The organism is Martinezella lusitana (assembly GCF_010668395.1).
GTDB lineage: Bacteria > Pseudomonadota > Alphaproteobacteria > Rhizobiales > Rhizobiaceae > Rhizobium > Rhizobium lusitanum_A.
Genome location: NZ_WUEY01000014.1, coordinates 177,877 through 195,955, shown reverse-complemented (window position 1 = coordinate 195,955; position 18,079 = coordinate 177,877). Strand labels below are relative to the sequence as shown.

The following is an 18,079-nucleotide window of genomic DNA, read 5'->3' as shown; positions in this document are numbered from 1 at the left end:
ACGGTGCCGGCGACGCCCTCACCATCGACGGCTTCGACGAGGAGCAGTTCCGCGTCAGCCTCGGCGCGGAGATCGCCAGGTCGTTCACGCTCGAAAGCGGTGCAAAGCTGACGCCGAAGCTCGGGGTCACCGGCGGTTTCTCCGGCCTCGACGGCGCGGGTGCGTTCGGTGCGGTCACGGCCGGCTTGACCCTGCAGACGGCCAATTTCTGGATGCTCGACACCAGCCTCCTCTTCAACATCGAGGGCGACGGCGAGACATCCGTCGGCGCAAAGGTCTCGGCGGCGAAGAAGTTCTAGCCGAGACGGAAAGACGCAAACATCGCCTCCGCATGTCCTTGCGGAGGCGATGTATTGATCTGGTCTCATGGTTCCATGAATCTAAGTCTTGCCTACGGCGAGGCCGTTGACGTTCTACATCTCCACAGCAGTGTATAAAGTGTATCGATGCATGTCATGTCGGCGCTGCCATTCGGCCTCCAAGTCACGGAGGTCTGATTCCTGCATGGCGCGCGTCAAAATATGCGTGTCAACGAGTTCGCGATGGTCAACTGTATCCTGAAATTCTAGGGTGCCGGCGACCAGCTTGGCCAAAACAAGCTTCTGACCCTCAATCGCGACCCGTGCGCGTTCGATCGCCAGCAATAGATCGTCATCGGACAGTTGTTGGCATTTCGTCATCAAACACCTCCTCGCACCACAGGAACCTTGTTTATCTCGGTCATTTTAGAGCCGGTCACAAATCTCCTCGATCAGCGCAACAGCCTTCTCAATATCATCGACAATCATATCCTTGCCTTCTACCGCCGCCATACCCTCCCAGAATATCGCGTTCAAGTTTTAGGAAGATCTTTGCATCGAAGGTTGCGCCATCCAACTAGCATGGAGGAGGCGACTCGAGCTCTCTGAACCGACTTCTGTATCAATGTGTAATTTCCGCAACCTTCGCACCAAAATGAGCCTGACTGATATCGCGACCGGCAAACATTGCGCCAAGAAAGTCGTTCTCGGGGATCAATCGCTCAGAATCTGTTCTGCCAATGCGCGGTGATCATTGCCAGCTACCTCGAAGGCGACGAGGACGGATCGCTGATAGCTTCGCGACAGATTGATCACGCAATTGAACTTGTCGACATTGTTCAGCACACTCACATGACACTGTCGCCTTTTTATCGGGCGTCTCGATCAACACTTCACGACGATAGACGAGATCAATATGATCAAAGGCTCGCTGTCGAGGGACGGGACATATCTTGGTCGCCGCCGCCCGCACTCTTGAGCGAGGGATATATGAAGCCGTCGCAGCGTTCCGTCACGTACGTGCTGCTACGGCAAGAGCGGGTAACGGGCGCACGACAACCCTTACACTCGAGCCGTGACCGAAGCGGGCAACGTCCGCGCTGGGGATCTGCGCCTGCACCAAGGTATCATCATGTAATCTCACCTGCACACGAGCTATAGGACCGAGGAAGCTTGCAGCGACGACACGGCCTGTGCCTTGCGCATCCGGCACGAGATCGAGACACTCCGGTCTAACGAGGACGATTGCCGCCCCCCTGGCGACGGAACCTTCAAGGACGGGAATTGCGCAGCCGAGTACCATTGCCATTCCATTACGCACCTCACCACGAAGCCGATTGGAAAGGCCAACAAATTCGGCAACACGCTGCGAGCAGGGGCGCTCATAAAGTTCACTCGGGGTCGCGATCTGCTCGATCCGCCCTGCATGCATCACTGCGACACGATCGGCTGTAGCCATTGCCTCCTCCTGGTCGTGCGTAACGAATAAGGTCGTCGTCCGCAGCTCCAATTGAATCCTGCGGATTTCATCGCGTAGCTGTGTGCGAACCTTGGCATCCAGCGCGGAAAGGGGTTCGTCCAGCAGCAACACGCTTGGCTGAATTGCAAGCGCGCGCGCCAGAGCAACACGCTGCTGCTGCCCGCCAGAAAGCTGATGCGGATAGCGTTCTGCGCGGTCAGCCAGGCCAACAACCTCGAGAAAATGGCTTGCGATCCGCTTTCTCTCGGTCTTTCCCATCCTGCGCATCATTAGCCCAAAGGCCACATTCTCCAGCGCCGTCATATGCGGAAACAGGCTGTAGGCCTGAAAAACCATGCCGATGTCACGGCCACTCGCCGCCAGTTGCGAGACGTCGGTGCTTCCAATGACAATCTTGCCGTCATCGACCCGCTCTAGCCCGGCGACGGCACGAAGCGCCGTCGTCTTGCCACAGCCGGAGGGGCCGAGCAGCGCCACCAATTCGCCTGGGCGGATATCGAGGCTCAATCCATCCAGGGCGCGAATGCTTCCGTATCGCCGTTGAAGATCCACGAGCTGGACAGGAACGCCGCCATCGGTTGCACCATTGCCGAACTGAGCCGGAGACATAGCCATCATTATTCCTCTTTTTCGGCGATTTCCCGGGCTTCCGGACGCTGCCCCACGAAGGACAGAATGAACAGCAGTATGAAGGCAAAGCAGAGAGCTGCGAGCGATACGGCAACGGCGACGCTTGCATTGCGCTTGCCAATCTCGTTGATGATGACCTGAAGCGTCTCGAAGCTGAGAAGCGAGGAGATCGTAAACTCTCCAAGAACCAGCGCGACCGAGATGAGCCCAGCAGCAAGAAGAGCGCCGCGGATATTGGGTACCACGATCCGCCAGATCACACCGCTCCAGGAACTGCCGAAGACACGAGCTGCCTCCGACAGGGTCGCCAGATCAAGCGTATCTAGCCCCGAAGCGATGGCGCGGTAGTTATAGGGCAGGACCAGAATGACGTAGATGAAGGTGAGCGTTAGCGGGGATTCGCTGACGAACCGCCCGATCAGGCCGTAGACCGGGCCCAGTCCGACGACGAGGACGATCGCAGGCACCGTCAAAGGCAAGAGACAAATGAACTCCAGCACACGATTGAGACCGGGGCGCCGTAGCCGCACCAGGATCATCGTCGGCACGAGCAGTGCGAGCGCCAGAAACACCGTCAGCACTGCAAGCTCAAGCTGAAGAATAATGGCGCCCAAGAGATCGGGATTCGTACCGATTTCCGTCCAGGCGGCCAAAGTACGCTGGCCGCCGGCACCGCGGGTGGAGAATTCGAACATGGCCAGCATCGGCAGCAGGAGATACCCCAAAACCGAGAAAAGGATCACGAGCCGCAGAATCTTTTCACCCCTTCGCGCGCGGGCCTGAGCGAGACTGGTCATGCAAGCCACCGGCTGGTTCTGGCCTTGAGCAGCGCATAAAGAACCGTTGTCGTCACGACTATGATGATCATGCCAAAGGCGAGCGCGGCTCCCAGATTTTCCTGGCCGAGCGCCACTTCGCTGGTCAGAAAGGTCCCGATGCGCAAGGTCACGAGCGGATCGGCCTGAGAGAGCAGGGCTGCGGCTGTAGAGTAAGCGGAAAAGGCATTGGCGAAAAGCAGGAGCGTGGCGCCCGCGAAGGACGGCCAGAGAATGGGCAGGCCGACATGTCGCCAATAGGCGATCTCGCCGCCACCCAGCGTCTCGCAGGCTTCGCGCCATTGCGGGCGCAAACCTTCGATCGCAGGCAAAAACACGATGACCATCAACGGTATCTGAAAATAGGTGTAGACCAGCGCCAGGCCCGGTAGCGAATAGAGCCATTGCCCCCAGGCGAAAATGTCTACGCTCATCTGCTGCTTCAGAAACAGCGTGACGAAGCCGTTGAAGCCGAAGGTAGCAAGAAATGCAAAGGCCAACATGACGCCACCGAATTGCGCCAGCGTGCCCGACGCGGCAAGGACGGCGCGGCGCAGCAGGCCGTGGCGCGGCCCGGTCGCGACGGCCCAGGCGAGCAGCCCGCCCAACACGGCACCTGCAATCGCCGTTATGGCCGACAGCATGATCGACAGCATGAAGACGTGTAGGTTCTGATTGGAGACCGCGTCGACAAGATTGTTCAGGGTAAAGGCGCCCTCGGAGGTTTCAAAGGCCCCCGTCACGACGACAAGCGTTGGCCAGAAAAGGAACAGAGATACAAAGATGAAGAAGGGCAGAACACCTAGCTGATCGAAGCTGAAGCGACGCCGCACCGGCACCTTCCGGGCCGGTGCAGTTTGCGCGGACACCCCGCTCCCGTCAGGGAGCGAGAAGCGCGTTTGCGGCTTGCCTGCTATCATTGGACCGCCTGATCCCAATGCTCCTTGAGGTAATCCTGCGCCTTCTTGAGCTGGTCCTGGCTTAGGACGACAGGCTTTCCGTCAACCTGGGGAAGCTGGCCGATCGCCGTCTTGTCCACGGTACCTGCCTTGGTCATGGCATCGAGTCGTACCGGCCGGCCAAAGCCCTGAAGCCAGATGTTCTGGCCTTCGTCGGAATAGAGGAACTCCTGCCACAGGCGCGCGGCAGCAGGATGCGGGGCATCCTTATTGATCGCCTGCACATAATAGGCGCCGACCGGCCCACCAGGCGGGACCACGACCTTCCAGTCGATCGAGCCCTTCAATGTCTTGGATTGCGCTAGGTTCAGATACTCCCAGTCAATGACAACGGGGGTTTGCCCGGAGGCAATGGTCGCAGGCGTCGGGTCGACGGGTAGCATGTTGCCGGCCTGATGCAGCTTCTTGAAGAACTCCACACCCGGAGCGATATCGTCAGCAGAGCCACCGTTTGCAAGCGAAGCCATCATCACGCCGTGGAAACCGGCGGATGCGCGCGTCGGATTGCCGTTAAGCGCTACCTTTCCCTTGAACTCGGGCTTGAGAAGATCCGCGACGTTGGTGATCGCCGGGACCTGCTTGGCGTCATAGCCGATCGAGGCATATCCGCCGTAGTCGGCAAACCACGCGCCATTCGCGTCCTTGAGGTTGTCGGGAATGTCACCCCATCCCGCGACCTTGTAGGGCGCGAAGGTCGATACGGCCGACAAGGCGACATTGATGCCGAGATCGAAGACGTCAGGCGCGCGGTTCTGTCCCAGCAGTCGCTTTGCAGCGTTAAGTTCGTCCTGGCTATCGGCGTCCGGCTGGGCGCTGTTGACCTTGATACCGTATTTGGTCTGGAAGGTCTTGATCATCTCGCCGTAGTTCGCCCAGTCCGGCGGCAGGGCGATGACGTTCAATTCCCCTTCCTTCTTGGCAGCGGCAATCAGCCCATCCATGCCGCCAAATGCGGAGACGCTGGTCGCAGTATTATCTGCTGAGGCGGCCCGTGCGCTCTGCGGTACGCCGGCGAGGCCGAAAGCCATCGCGACCGCCCCACACAACATAGTTGTTGTGGCTAGGCCCTGGCTGGTGGATGCAATAGATTTCATTTTTTCTCCTCCCTCTGTAGTCCTGATACGCGCCTCGCAAGAAGGCGATAGCAAGCTGGTTTTCATTATGATTAAGTTGTGGTCGGCATGCGGGATGATCAGCATCGCTGATGCTCCAGTCAGCTCCAAATGGCTGCTTTGCGCCGCATCATCTCCTTCCTGTTCCGAAATTTGTTCCGGTTAATGGTATGAAGGTTGTAGCCATGCGAATAGGGCCAGTTTCGAAGGATTGGCATACCATTTATATCGGCCGTACATGGTAAGATAAGCTCCACTTCCCTCGATGACGATAGGCTGTCGATGACGAAAGAGGCTCAAATCTTCATCGTGATGGATTTCGTTCGGCAGTAACTGGCCGTCGCAATCAAGCCCTTTTCTCGGCCAATGCCGGATCGCCGGTTGCCGCCGAAAGGGGTCTCTACTCCGCCCGCGAAATATTCGTTGACGAAAACCTGCCCGGCGTCGACATCTCGCGCAATGCGATGCGCCTTGGAGAGGTCTTTTGTGAAGAGACCCGCCACAAGCGCATAATTCGTGCAGTTGGCCGCGGCGACTGCTTCTTCGACACTATCGACGACTTGAACTGCCAGCACCGGTCCGAATATCTCTTCCTGAACGATCGGATCGGTCCATTCCGCGGTGTCAAAAATGGTCGGCTCGAAAAACCATCCCTTGCCGGTTGCGAGGTCCACGGTCTCGTGTCCGCCGGTCACGAGTTCGACCCCGCGCGCCTTTGCCCCCTGGACATAGGACGCGATCTTGTTCAGGTGTTCCTTCGAGTTGATCGCGCCGAAGTTGACACCTTCCGTCAGCCCATGGCCGATCTTCAGCTTGCGCGCCTGCGCGACCAGCCGCTCGATGAACTCGGCATGAATGGAACGCTCGATGACCAGACGCGAGCCGGCAGAGCAAATCTGGCCGGCGTTTTCAAAGATCGCGCCAACGACATTCGTCAGCGCCAGATCGATATCCGCGTCGGCCAGCACGATATTGGGAGACTTGCCGCCCAGTTCCAGCGTTACCGAGGCGATATTTTGCGCCGCGGCTTTCATGACGTTGATACCGGTGACCGTTGAACCCGTAAATGTCACATGGCGGACGTCCGGATGGGAAACTAGAGGAGCGCCGGCTGAAATTCCGGTTCCTGTCACCACATTGCAGACACCATGCGGCAAACCGGCCTGGACGAGAATTTCCGCCAGAAGCAACGCGGTCAAAGGTGTTTGCTCGGCGGGTTTCACGATCGCGGTGCAGCCGGCTGCGAGCGCCGGCGCGATCGAACGACAAGCCGTCGAAAGCGGGTAGTTCCAGGGTACGATATGCGCCGTGATGCCGACCGGCTCTTCGATGGAATAAGATGTATAATCAGGCCCCAGCGGATAGACTTTGCCCTCTTGCTTGTCGGCGGCGCCAGCGTAGTACTCGAACGTCCGTGCCGACCCGCGGACATCGCCGCGCGCCTCCTCCAGCGTCTTGCCACTATCCAGTACCTCGGCCCGTGCCAGACGCTCCGTATTCGCCCGGAGCAACTCGGCGGTGCGCATTAGGATGCGCCCGCGCTCGGCCGGGAGTGACCTTCCCCAGACGGTCTCCTGGGCGCGCCGGGCAGAGGCGACGGCATCCGAAACGTCTTCCGATGTTCCCGCTGCAAACAGCGCGTGTGGTTCGGCTTTCCCGGGATCGAATGTCTCCATCAGGTTGCCTGACACCGGCTTGCGCCATGTGCCGTCGATGAAATGCCCGGAAGGCCATGTTTCCGAAACTATGCCTGAGGATCGAATTGTCATTGTTCAGCCTCGCTCACCTGATAACTGGATTTCGCAAGCCATTCAGGGTCGATCTCGACGCCCCAGCCAGGTGCCTCCGTAACGGTGACCATGCCGTCTTCCACCGTGTAAGGGGAATTGACGAAAAGCCCATCCTGCCAGGGATAGTAGTCCGGCCCTTCAATCGAGAACTCCAGGTATTTGCCGGCGCCTTCAATAGCGCGCAGCAAATGCATGGTGAACAACGTGACCAAACCGAGATTAGCGCTGTGCGGCGTCACCGGCAAGCCGGCAGCCTTCGCCATCGCGCAAACGCGCAGGGTGCGGCTGATGCCTCCGAGATAGAGGATGTCAGGCTGAACGATATCGACCGCGCGCATCTGGATCATGTGACGCCATGTGGCGATCTCGCAGTCCTGCTCTCCGCCGGTTACTGCTATGTCGAGAGTGTCGGCGACCTCCTTTGTCTGCTCCAGTTCCCAGTAGAGGCAAGGCTCTTCGAAGTGTTCAATGCCGCTGTCCTCCAGCATCCGCCCCACTTCGATGGCGCGCCCGGGACTGAAACCGCTGTTTGCATCGACAAGCAGCGCCATCTCATCGCCGAGTGATTTCCGAATCGTGGGAATGATCTCTTCGGTACGTCCCGGCCACTCGTCCACGTCGTGACCGTATTCGGCAGCCACACGGAATTTGAAGGCGTCGAACCCGAATCGATCGCGAAGGCGTTGGAACCGTTCAGCCTCCGCTTTTGGCGTGATGTCACGCTTCATCGAAGATGCATAAGTGCGCAATTTACCTGGCGAGCCGCCCAGCAGGCTCGTGACAGGCAAACCGGCAGCTTTTCCGCGCAAATCCCATATCGCCGTATCGAGGCCGCCGAGCGCTCGCTTCATGTAGGACCCGGGAAATTTGTGCTCGCGCTCGATCACCCGTTCGGTCAGGGCATCGATATCATCGAACTCGACGCCCAATACATACGGAGCGACCTGACGATGCAGAATGGTCGAGGTGATGTCGGAATTGTACGTGGATACCTGGCCGATACCTTCTTTGCCGTCGTCGGTTGTGATCCGAACGAAACCGATGAAAGAGGTTGCGAATGTTTCTATGCGCTTTATCTTCACTTCCGGTCTCCTCGATACAGCCTGATGAAAGCCTGCTGTCCCTCCTATCGAACATCGGAAAAGGCGGTTAGGTCCACTTTCGAAAAATGGGGTAGCCGGTCTAGTACGATTGTTCGTCAGACGGTGGTGGCCATGTTGAAGGATCGAACTTTGTGCGAATTGGAGAAATCGGCGTCGCACACGGGATCGCAATTTTATCGAAGAAGACAATAGCTTCAGCTTCGCCTGTGGAAGCGACGTGTCCAATCAAGCAAGGTGAGAGCCGCCGGAAATGGTCAAAAGATCATCGGGTGAACTGTTATTCTCCATCGCCGTCGATCGCTCGCTCGGTAAGTCCATTACGACACAAGTCTACGGTGCAATGCGTCAACTGATACTTTCGGGCGATCTTGCAGGCGGCAAGCGGCTGCCCTCGACGCGCATACTTGCCAAGGAACTCGGTATTTCGCGAACGACGGCCATGGCCGTGTTCGAGCGTCTGACATCCGAGGGGCTTATTGAATCCCGAACGGGTTCGGGCTCGTATATCTCGAACATGGCCGCCGCAACCCGGCCCGGACAGCCGCTTCTGGTCGATACGCCGGGTGTACCGATGTCCACAACGCTGGCGGATATCATCTCGGATGCCTCACCGCGCTTTCTCCAGCGGTTGTCGCATCCGCGTACGCCACGGCCTTTCATGACAGGGTTGCCGGATTATGGCGCTTTTCCGCTCGCAATATGGGCGCGACTAACTGCCAAATACTGGCGCGAACCTCGCGAACAGATAATGGGATACTCCGATGCCGAAGGCGATCCTCGCCTGAGAGCCATTATTGCTGAACATCTTCGCTCGAACCGAGGTATCTTCTGTGATCCCGAGCAAATATTTATCGTCAACGGAGCGCAACAGGCGTTCGACCTGATCGGGCGCCTGCTTCTCAATCCAGGGGATCCTGTATGGTTCGAGAATCCCGGCGCGATCGGTGCCCGCAATAGTCTGATTGCCTGCGGCGCACATATAGTTCCCGTCCCGGTCGATGAGCAGGGTCTCTCGGTCGCCGATGGATTGCGTCTTGCGCCCAATTTCCGATTGGCCTTCGTAACACCATCGCACCAGCATCCGATGGGTGTGGAAATGAGCCTGGAGCGTAGGGCCGAACTTCTGGCCGCGGCCATCAAGCACGGAGCCTGGATCATCGAAGACGACTACGATGGAGAATTTCGCTACGACAACAGGCCTCTTCCTACCTTGAAAAGTGGAGACGCAGGAGAGCGAGTGATTTATGTCGGGACGTTCTCCAAGACGATGTTCCCGTCTCTCAGGCTCGGATTCTATATCGTTCCAAAACAATTGGCGCCTGTGTTTCAGCGAATTTCCGGCGCATTTCTTCAGGGCGTGCCGTCCAGCATTCAGGCAGTCATGGCCGCATTCATAGAGGAAGGACACTTCGCAACTCATCTGCGGCACATGCGCGAAATTTATGCCGAACGCCATGCTGCATTCCAAGAAGCCGCGCAGCGTCATCTTGAGGGGCTTTTAAACGTGAGGAAGTCCGTGGCCGGATTCCATGTTGTGGGCACCTTCGCCGCCCCGACGATGGACGAAGATCAAATAGCGGTCGATGCCGCAAATGCCGGTCTTGTCGTTTCGCCTATCGGCCGATTTTGCATCGATCAGTCGAACGTCGAGCGCGGCCTTGTTCTCGGTGTGAGTGCGATCGACGTTCGTATGATAGAAAAAGGCGCTCAGACACTGGCGCGCGTATTGGAGGCGAATCGTGGCTGATGCAGCCAGTCTGTTCTATCGATTGTCTTCCAGGATCATCGCTGCGCCTTTTTCCGCCACCATCAATGTCGGCGCGTTTGTGTTGCCTGACGTCAGATTGGGAAAAACCGCCGCATCGACGACACGCAATCGGCCAATCCCGTGAACCCGCAATCGCGCGTCCACCACATTCGCTCCATCGTCCGGTCCCATGCGGCATGTGCAGGACGCATGGAAAACGCTTCCTGAGCGAGCACGTATATCGGCGATAAGGTCCTGTTCGCCTTGAACATCTTTTCCGGGCTTCATCTCATCGATAATGATGGCTTGCATGGCCGACTGCTCGGCGATGCGGCGAATAAGACGCACGCCGGCGATCATGGATTGCATGTCTTCTTGCGTGGCGAGGTAGTTGGGCTCGATCACCGGAGGCGCCTTGAATTCAGCCGATCCAATCTCGATGAATCCCCGGCTTGTCGGTCGGCAAGGCTGGATGCCAATGAAGAACCCCGGGAACGGGTCCGGCATCGTCAGGCGGCGAACGCCCGGCGTGGGCTTGCTGTAACTGACGGGCGAGAAATAAAGCTGAGTGTCTACATGATCGAGATCGGCAGAAGATTTGACGAACCCACCCGCCTGATTGACGCTCTGGGAAAGCGGTCCGTCACGGAACAGGATGTATCGCGCGCCGAGCATGAAACGTCCCCACCAGGGACGGAGAAGCGAATTGAGTGTGGGCCGGCGCGAGCGATAAAGATAGTCGATGCCCAAGTGATCCTGAAGGTTGCGACCAACCGCCGGCATGTTTTTCACGACGGGCTTGCCAAATTTTTGAAGAAGTTCGCCGGGGCCGACACCTGAATGCTGGAGCAGGGTGGGAGACTGGACGGCTCCTGCAGACAGGATGACCTCCCGCCGCGCGAAAACCTGCTGTTTCTTGTTTCCTTGCTCGAATTCGACCCCAATTGCAGCCTGCCCATCGAAGAGGACGCGAGTGGCCAGAGCTTCGGTGAGGACTTTCAGATTGGGCCGCTGAGCCGCCGGATAAAGGAACGCCGTGGCAGAGGAAACACGAAAACCGCGCTTAACGCTGATCTGATAGGCCGAGACGCCTTCCTGATCTTCGCCGTTATAGTCCGCCGTACGGCGGAAACCTGCTTGTTCAGCTGCCCGGAGCCAGTCGCTGCAAAGCGGATGCACGGCAGATGTCATATCGGAGACGAAGAATTCGCCCTTGTCTCCTCGCCAGGCGTCACCGCCTCGCTCAAACGTCTCTATGGACTTAAAATAGGGAAGAACGTCGTCCCAACCCCAGCCAACATTGCCAGCCGCTCGCCAATCTTCGAAATCGTTCCGCTGGCCCCGCACATAGACCATTGCGTTGATCGATGAAGATCCTCCCAGGACCTTGCCCCTGGGCCAATAGCTTGTGCGTCCGGCCAGCGCGTCCTGCGGCCCTGTTTCGAAGCGCCAGTTGATCTTGGAATTATAAAAGCTGTGCCCATATCCGATTGGCATATGGATCATGAAACGACGGTCGCTCCCGCCGACCTCAAGCAGCAGCACGCGGAAACGTCCCGATCTCGTCAGTCGATTTGCAAGCAGACAACCAGCCGATCCAGCGCCTATGATGATAAAATCAAAATCTGCCAATTCCCTCTCCCTACGCTTTCACGATGTCATGTAGCATGTGAAGAAATGGTAGAAAGCAGCCACTTCTGGAACCTTATAGAGCCAATTCCGCGGAGTTTTGGGCCGTCGCAACACTCCCGAGAAATCGCGGGTTGCCAATTCGTATCAAAATGGGGAGTTACCCCAAATTTCGATTGAATCTGATCCCCATAACGGGAAGGATGGGCTTAAATGTTAAGTCCTCGGCTGGGAGGATGCCCGGAGACGCGGCCCCGCTGAAGGACGAGTAGCGTTTTTGAACCTCAAGCTTTCCCGACACATGAATTGCCAGATGGTATTTACGCATTCACGATGATCATTCGAACAAGGGCGGGTCCTCGATACAGGCCCATTCCAGCATCCATCGTGAAGCACAACTCTGGTGATCTGGGAACCCCGCCCTAATTCCGATAAGCAATGAACTGCTCTAAAACCAGCCTTTTGCCTTGAACCAAATCAACGGTACGATGGCACTAATAAGGATTACTACCCAGCCATACTGGTATCCCCATGTCCAATCATATTCCGGCATGTTTTTAAAATTCATGCCGTAGACACCCGCCAACAGGGTAGGCGGAATGCCAACGATCGAAACAATCGTCAAAACTTTGAAGACATCATTTTGAGCTATGCCGATTAGGCCGACCAGCGCATCCAGGACGAATTGCACTTTGTTGGCAAGTTGCTCTTCGTAGTCGGATAGAGAATGGATGTCCTGGCGTAATCTGACGATGCGTTGCGTTAGTTTTCCGCCCGACCAGTTACACGCACTCTCATCGGCATAGGCAACGATACGTCCCAAGCCTTGCAAGCCGTCCCGTAGTTCGGAGAGCCGGTCACCCAGGCGCCCTACCTGGCGCAACTGGACTCTCAGAATACGATTTGCCTTGGCGGCCTGGCGACCACGGGTGTCGTCAGCGTGAAACGTTTCGGCCGATAGACCATTCAATTCGGCTGCCAGATGTTCGAGTGCATCAGCGACACGATCGACGATCTCCTCGCAAAGCATTGTGAAGACTTCGACTCCTGACTTGGGAGCACTATGCTGGTCGGCGAATTTCCCGGCGACTGTATCGAAAGCAGGCAATGGCATAAATCGCACCGTAACCAGTCGATCGGCTGACAGGACAAACCCCAGTGGAGGCGTCACCCGTGCCCCTTCCGGTCGCTGCGCAGCCGACGGCGTACTCATATACAATACGCTGTTTTCACTCTTGAGCCGGCTGGAAGATTCGATTTCGCTGAGAGCTCCAAGCGACGGAAGTTTGGCGCTGATAAGGGTTTCTACATTTGCCACCTCCGTGGGAGAAGGCTCAAGAAGGTCTATCCAGACGATACGGTCGGCTGCCCCTTCTGATTTGAACGTGTGGTTGCCGGTGTGGTTCGTAAATTCTTTCAACATCGTTCGCTGAAACCCCTTAATCGAATCTGATTATAGCTAATGCAAGCTGTGGGAATATGAGATCTTCTGGAGGAACATTCATACAGGTGTTGGCCGCTTTTACTGCAAACTGTTCGGCGTAGCCTCGACCACGTTCCTGGTGGATAAAATAGTTCATATGCCAATGAATGCCCAACCTTCGGCACGAAGGCGCAAGAAGAAAAAAAGCCCTTTGCCACACTGTGGCGCGGAGCTCCAGGAGGGATGGCGAAACATCAGACCGATGCAAAAGTCGCACGCGCAGCGGCTACAAGTTCTGTCAACAACGACATGCCTTCCAGCACGTCGGGGCTTTCGTTGACGAAGTGACGTGTCTTGACGAAGAGATCAACCAGTTGAGGCGACGACTGGCTCAAAGGTTGCACCTGCAAAACGCCCACCCGCGTAAGGTATTAGAACGATTCGAAAGACTTTGACGGAATCCGCACGCAAGCCAAACGGACCTCGATTGGCAAATGCGCTGAGAACGCTTTCTCTGTTTGGTAGGGCGCCGAGCGCTCACTTAAAGAGCAGGACGCTGAGGCATGTGCGACTGCGTGGCAAAGTCCGAGCTACGCTACAAGGAGCATATCATGGCTTTCGTGAAGGGTGACGGTCTCTTCAATATCGTCGGTCGATCAATGAGACCAGATTCGCAAAGATGTCTGATCACGACTTCGCGAGCCAATCCCTAATCTTCACACCGGATGTTTCGTTCATCTGACGTTCAGCCTAGCTTACTAATCCTACCATGGGGCTCTCGGACCGAGCCCGCCGCATCGGTGACGGAAGCAGAACATGAAACGCTATGAAATCATCGATGGCCTGCGTGGCTATTTCCTGGTTTTCATGCTGATCAACCATCTCGTTTTTGTCGGTGGCTATTGGATGCTGCTCGTCAATCACGATCAACTTGCCTTTGTGGAGGACGCGCAAGGGTTCGTCTTCCTGTCCGGCCTGCTGGTCGGCATGGTCTATAGCCGCAAGATGGCCAAGGCGGGTTACGAGCAGGCGCGCCAGAAGATATGGGATCGTGCCTTCGAGCTCTATCGCTATGCCATGGGTATCGTCATGGTCGTGTTGGTAGCTCAGATGTTGCTCCCAGATGCCTACCGCATCTGGCACGACTGGCTGGGCTATACGAACTTCGACGAGCCGTTGCGGCTGGCGGCGATCGGTGCGCTGCTGTTCCAGCCGACCTTCATGGATATCCTGCCGCAATATGTCGTCTACATGGTCTTCGCGCCGCCAGTCATCTGGCTCTGCATGAACGGTAAATGGCCCTATGTCGCCGTGGGCGCGCTGATATTGTGGATCACTGGGCAACTTGGCCTGCAGCGGCTGGCGACAGAGATAGTCAATCGTTGGATCATGGGCAGCGACGAGGAGGGAATCCGGGTCAGCTTCAACCTGTTCGGCTGGCAGATCGTCTTCTTTTCCGGTCTGATGGCCGGCGTCCTGACGGCCAACCGAACAATCGATTGGTCGAAGATCTTCCGGCCCGAGGCGACCCTCCTCCCGAAGATCTGTTTGATCATTTGCCTATTTTTTCTGCCGCTGCGGATTTCTTCCGCGCACGAGCTCCTACCGCAATTTGTGCTCGATAAGTTCGCGACAATGGAGATCCGCGCCGATTTCGGGCCGGTATACTTGTTGAACTTTCCCGCCGTCGCTATTGGCCTGGTTTGGCTGCTGATGGCAGGTCCGCGTCACCGGAACGTCCACGTACGCCGTCTTGCCGCCGGTGTGACCTGGCTGTTCTCTCTAAGCTTCCTGCGGTTGCTCGGCCGCCACTCGTTGCATGTCTATGTCTGGCATGTGGCGATCGTCTATATCGTCTTCTATGTCGATCAGCAGACGCCTGAGTTCTCGCAGATCACCAAGACGCTGATCGCGCTGATCTCTATCATGATGCTTTCGATACCGGCGCTTTGGCGCGAACGCAACCGTTTCATAGGAGGACCACCCGGAAAGCTGGTCAACGGGTAAGTGTGATCTCAGAGTAGTGGCGCATCATTGATCCTGAGTCGTCAGGAAGAGGATGTAGTATGGGAAGCATTCTTCATGGCAGCGCCCGCACCACGCCCGTGGCGGGATCGCGATATTTGTTGGCAGGTCCACGAGAGCGGCCGAAATACTGCCCGTGATATAAGTAAGCACGTCAGTCATTGTCCGCGGGCTGCCTTGTTGACCGAATAGCGATGTCGGCTTTCAGCGGCCTTCGGCTCTCGTCCGGTCAATGAAAGGTAATAGACGATGCTGCTAGACGACTCCCGTTTTCCACTCGTATTCCTGCGCGCGCACGAAGAACTTGGTTCCTCCATCGATGAGCAGCAGGAAAGGAATAGCCAGCTTGAAAGCCTCCTGGACAAGCAGACGCCGTTCGTCCTGATCGCAGATCACTCTACGCACGATCACGATGATGAAACTCCCGAAGAGCGCAAGGCAAAGGCGTTGTTCTTCAAGCGGATCAAAGACCGGATAAGGAAATATTGCCTCGGATTGATTGTGATCGAAGGCCATTCTCCAGCAAATACCGCTGCACGGATCGCTGCGGCTGCGGCAAGCAAAGCATTGGGCTTTTCCGTCCAGTTTGCAGCCGACGAGGAGAGTGCCGCGGCCAAAGGCATGGTTTTGCTTGAAAAACATGCCGCCTGAGGCGCAATATTCAGTGGTATTATCCCCGCACTTTCAAAGGGAAACACTCGCGATAACGGGGAACTATACACTGTTGACCGGCCTGAGGCACGGATTGGGATGATGTGATGGAGTTTCCGCATAAATCCGGCGCCGCCGAAGTGGACTATATTCCACGCCCCGTCTTTAGTCTCATCACCGAAACGACTTTCGTGGGTGAGACGGAGTCTCATCGGCACAACAAGGCGCAATTGATGTACGTGATCGGTGGTGTACTGACGGTGCAGGCCGCGGGTGGCATTTGGACGGTCCCGCCGCATTGTGCCTTGTGGATACCGAGCGGCGTTTTCCACGCCGGCAGGGTGGCTGGTCACATCAAGATCGGAAGCCTGTATATTGATCCGGCTCTGGCCGCTCCGCTTGATCAGAATTGCGGCATTCTGTTCGTGCAGCCCTTCCTCCGCGAACTCATTCTGCGCTTCGATTCTGAAACGCCGCTGGCGAACATGGATCGCGAGCGCGAGACGCGGCTCATATCCGTGCTGCTCGATGAATTGGACGCGGCACCGCCCGAGCCCATTCACCTGCCGATGCCGAACGACAGGAGGCTCCGCCGGCTGACCGAATCCATGATTGAGAATCCAGGCCTGCGCTTTACCATCGATGAGTGGGGCGCCCGCGTTGGTGCAAGTAATCGAACGCTAAGCCGACTCTTCCAGCGCGAAACGCGCATGTCGTTCATTCGCTGGCGACAGCAACTGCATATTGGCCTCGCGCTGCAGCGACTTGCGCAAGGTGAACAGGTCACCAACATCGCCGGCGATCTTGGCTATGAGAGTGTGAGCGCCTTCATCTCCATGTTCAGGCGAATGCTTGGAACGACGCCAGCGCGATACTTTGATGATGCGGGAGCGAGCGGCTTGGAGCGAGGCGATCGAAAGATGATCGTGCGCGATTGGGATGGAGGCGATATCCCGAGAAATGCTGCGAACGGTCCGGCGAATGTCATTCCGCTAAGGCGACCGTAGGGGATAATGCCGCAGCGTCTTGCTTAATCCCTCAGGTAACACGCGTGCGAGATCGTCGCCGCACGGACAGCTACGTCCTTCGCCGGCGCTGAAAGCGGCGGAATATCACGTTTGGCTGAACCAGATCTCTCCATCGATCTGCCTTACAACGGGCGGCCACCTGATTACGATATGGGAAAGATAAAACGGTAAAATGTCGGTTACAAAAAAATGTGCTGGGTCGAAGAATGGATCGATACATGCCAGGATCCTCGACGAGGCGTTCAAATTGAAATCAGCGAAGTTCTATATGTTAAATAACGCTTGCAAACGTTCGGCAGCAGTTACCTCGCAAAGCATTGAGGAAAGATTGCCCTGAGAAGCTCAAAGGGTTCATCGCGAGGCGCTTTCCTCTTTCTCTTTCTGGCAGGCGTCTCAGGAGGCAGAGGATCTGAAGGAAAAGCCCTGAGACGAGGCCGATATTGTGAGTAGCCTCTTGCACGGCGGCCGCTCACGTTGCCCGTTGCGGCAGCCATGCTGTGGGTTGAAAGGAAGTTTTCCAGACGGATGCGCCGTCAGCGGCACGATTGTTCAATTAGCACTTAATATAGCGCCTTCAGCTTTGCCCCCCGGGCGGTCGTCATGTTGCTATCAAAGTCTTTCAATGACCAAACTATCGAGATTCTTTCGAGATGAGCTGGATTGACAATCCCATATCGAAATAAACAGACTAAGCGCATAGCGAAACCTTCACGACTATATGCGTTAGAGGCAAACCAAGGCTGATTAGTCACGCGATCATATATTTGGATAAGAACATCCACCTCATTAGAGGACAGGATGCCCTTGGTGAGACCCTTTAGGTATTCCATGGTTGCGCACCCTTAAAATGACAATGAGTAAAATCGTCTACACCTCTGGTGTTGACCCGCACGGTGAGCGTTCCTTACCGAGACCTCATCACGATTTGATTTGCTGAGCCCACAGAACTGAACGGTGAAGCCGAACCTACTCAAAGACAAGTATTGCCGGCAGGCTCGGAAACTACTCAGATGCCTGCCGCGTGCTTGCCCTTAGGTATATTCATCTTACGGCGTTCTTCCTTAAGAATCTTGCACTATTCGCGATGGGTGGCGCCTGCTCTTCTCAAGAGCCGTGATTGAAATATCGATCACCTCGGGTTTGAGAATGCTATCGTCTGCTATCGCCCCGATGGGTTCGCAAGAGCGCGAGATATTCTGCAAGAGCCGAGACCTTCAGCGATACATATGGAGAAAGCTCTGACGCCGACGGCGATGACGTAAGAGCAAAAGCTCAGCCTCTTCACAAAGACGGATGACGGCATCGACGCCGCTAGCCGTCTAGTGCCAAGCCCATGGGCCAGTGGCTGATTGACTGTCACCATGGCGAATCAAGATTTTTACGTCGCT

The 18,079-nt window shown here is 56.5% G+C and carries 14 protein-coding genes and 1 pseudogene; 5 read left to right on the top strand and 10 right to left on the bottom strand.

The genetic code is table 11. The annotated features are described in order from the left end of the window. Positions 1-299: hypothetical protein (locus GR212_RS25630; protein WP_163989652.1), on the top strand; the 299-nt coding region annotated here is incomplete at its 5' end. A 114-nt stretch (positions 300-413) separates the two neighbouring features. Here GR212_RS25630 and GR212_RS25625 read toward each other — a convergent pair. The 8 genes and pseudogenes from GR212_RS25625 to GR212_RS25595 form a co-directional block, all read right to left on the bottom strand. Further along, the gene (locus GR212_RS25625; protein WP_163990815.1) at positions 414-680 is read right to left on the bottom strand and encodes a hypothetical protein; all 267 of its coding nucleotides are present in this window, start codon (positions 678-680) and stop codon (positions 414-416) included. Between the two features lie 345 nt (positions 681-1,025). After that, a pseudogene (locus GR212_RS37245) lies at positions 1,026-1,200 on the bottom strand (IS110 family transposase); the annotation flags it as partial. A 111-nt stretch (positions 1,201-1,311) separates the two neighbouring features. Beyond that, complete coding sequence (locus GR212_RS25620) at positions 1,312-2,397, bottom strand: ABC transporter ATP-binding protein (protein ID WP_204326751.1); 1,086 nt, start codon at positions 2,395-2,397, stop codon at positions 1,312-1,314. After that, the gene (locus GR212_RS25615) at positions 2,397-3,206 is read right to left on the bottom strand and encodes an ABC transporter permease (protein ID WP_163990813.1); all 810 of its coding nucleotides are present in this window, start codon (positions 3,204-3,206) and stop codon (positions 2,397-2,399) included. Before GR212_RS25615 ends, GR212_RS25620 begins: the two co-directional genes overlap by 1 nt. After that, positions 3,203-4,093: an ABC transporter permease gene (locus GR212_RS25610; protein WP_204326750.1), complete on the bottom strand. Its 891-nt coding sequence runs from the start codon at positions 4,091-4,093 to the stop codon at positions 3,203-3,205. Before GR212_RS25610 ends, GR212_RS25615 begins: the two co-directional genes overlap by 4 nt. A 47-nt stretch (positions 4,094-4,140) precedes the next feature. Then, positions 4,141-5,382 (bottom strand): ABC transporter substrate-binding protein, encoded by a 1,242-nt coding sequence (locus GR212_RS25605; protein WP_204326749.1) that lies wholly within the window; start codon positions 5,380-5,382, stop codon positions 4,141-4,143. A 209-nt stretch (positions 5,383-5,591) separates the two neighbouring features. Further along, positions 5,592-7,064 (bottom strand): aldehyde dehydrogenase family protein, encoded by a 1,473-nt coding sequence (locus GR212_RS25600; protein WP_163990811.1) that lies wholly within the window; start codon positions 7,062-7,064, stop codon positions 5,592-5,594. Continuing rightward, positions 7,061-8,167 carry an enolase C-terminal domain-like protein gene (locus GR212_RS25595; protein ID WP_163990808.1) on the bottom strand — a complete coding sequence of 369 codons (1,107 nt, stop codon included), beginning with the start codon at positions 8,165-8,167 and terminating at the stop codon, positions 7,061-7,063. Before GR212_RS25595 ends, GR212_RS25600 begins: the two co-directional genes overlap by 4 nt. A 271-nt stretch (positions 8,168-8,438) precedes the next feature. On the opposite strand from GR212_RS25595, the gene GR212_RS25590 reads away from it, so the two are divergent. Beyond that, entirely contained in the window at positions 8,439-9,935 is a 1,497-nt protein-coding gene (locus tag GR212_RS25590; protein WP_163990806.1) for a PLP-dependent aminotransferase family protein, read from the top strand. Positions 9,936-9,950: 15 nt separating this feature from the next. Here GR212_RS25590 and GR212_RS25585 read toward each other — a convergent pair whose 3' ends face one another. Both GR212_RS25585 and GR212_RS25580 read right to left on the bottom strand, forming a co-directional pair. Next, on the bottom strand, positions 9,951-11,567 hold the full coding sequence (locus GR212_RS25585; RefSeq protein ID WP_163990805.1) for a GMC family oxidoreductase: 1,617 nt from the start codon (positions 11,565-11,567) through the stop codon (positions 9,951-9,953). Between the two features lie 445 nt (positions 11,568-12,012). Next, positions 12,013-12,987, bottom strand: coding sequence for a magnesium transporter CorA family protein (locus GR212_RS25580; RefSeq protein ID WP_163990803.1), 975 nt, complete (start codon positions 12,985-12,987; stop codon positions 12,013-12,015). Positions 12,988-13,803: 816 nt separating this feature from the next. Here GR212_RS25580 and GR212_RS25575 point away from each other — a divergent pair. The 3 genes from GR212_RS25575 to GR212_RS25565 all read left to right on the top strand — a co-directional run bounded on the left by GR212_RS25575 (position 13,804) and on the right by GR212_RS25565 (position 16,670). Then, positions 13,804-14,994 carry an OpgC family protein gene (locus GR212_RS25575; RefSeq protein ID WP_163990801.1) on the top strand — a complete coding sequence of 397 codons (1,191 nt, stop codon included), beginning with the start codon at positions 13,804-13,806 and terminating at the stop codon, positions 14,992-14,994. A gap of 267 nt (positions 14,995-15,261) precedes the next feature. Continuing rightward, positions 15,262-15,663: a hypothetical protein gene (locus GR212_RS25570; protein WP_163990799.1), complete on the top strand. Its 402-nt coding sequence runs from the start codon at positions 15,262-15,264 to the stop codon at positions 15,661-15,663. Positions 15,664-15,770: 107 nt separating this feature from the next. Next, a complete protein-coding gene (locus GR212_RS25565) occupies positions 15,771-16,670 on the top strand; it encodes an AraC family transcriptional regulator (protein WP_163990798.1) in 900 nt (299 codons plus the stop codon). Positions 16,671-18,079 lie beyond the last annotated feature (1,409 nt).

What these genes read in the sequence shown, in the direction of transcription:
- GR212_RS25625 (WP_163990815.1), bottom strand. Translation starts at nt 680, where the DNA reads ATGACGAAATGCCAACAACTGTCCGATGACGATCTATTGCTGGCGATC.
- GR212_RS25620 (WP_204326751.1), bottom strand. Translation starts at nt 2,397, where the DNA reads ATGATGGCTATGTCTCCGGCTCAGTTCGGCAATGGTGCAACCGATGGC.
- GR212_RS25615 (WP_163990813.1), bottom strand. Translation starts at nt 3,206, where the DNA reads ATGACCAGTCTCGCTCAGGCCCGCGCGCGAAGGGGTGAAAAGATTCTG.
- GR212_RS25605 (WP_204326749.1), bottom strand. Translation starts at nt 5,382, where the DNA reads ATGCTGATCATCCCGCATGCCGACCACAACTTAATCATAATGAAAACC.
- GR212_RS25600 (WP_163990811.1), bottom strand. Translation starts at nt 7,064, where the DNA reads ATGACAATTCGATCCTCAGGCATAGTTTCGGAAACATGGCCTTCCGGG.
- GR212_RS25590 (WP_163990806.1), top strand. Translation starts at nt 8,439, where the DNA reads ATGGTCAAAAGATCATCGGGTGAACTGTTATTCTCCATCGCCGTCGAT.
- GR212_RS25580 (WP_163990803.1), bottom strand. Translation starts at nt 12,987, where the DNA reads ATGTTGAAAGAATTTACGAACCACACCGGCAACCACACGTTCAAATCA.
- GR212_RS25575 (WP_163990801.1), top strand. Translation starts at nt 13,804, where the DNA reads ATGAAACGCTATGAAATCATCGATGGCCTGCGTGGCTATTTCCTGGTT.
- GR212_RS25570 (WP_163990799.1), top strand. Translation starts at nt 15,262, where the DNA reads ATGCTGCTAGACGACTCCCGTTTTCCACTCGTATTCCTGCGCGCGCAC.
- GR212_RS25565 (WP_163990798.1), top strand. Translation starts at nt 15,771, where the DNA reads ATGGAGTTTCCGCATAAATCCGGCGCCGCCGAAGTGGACTATATTCCA.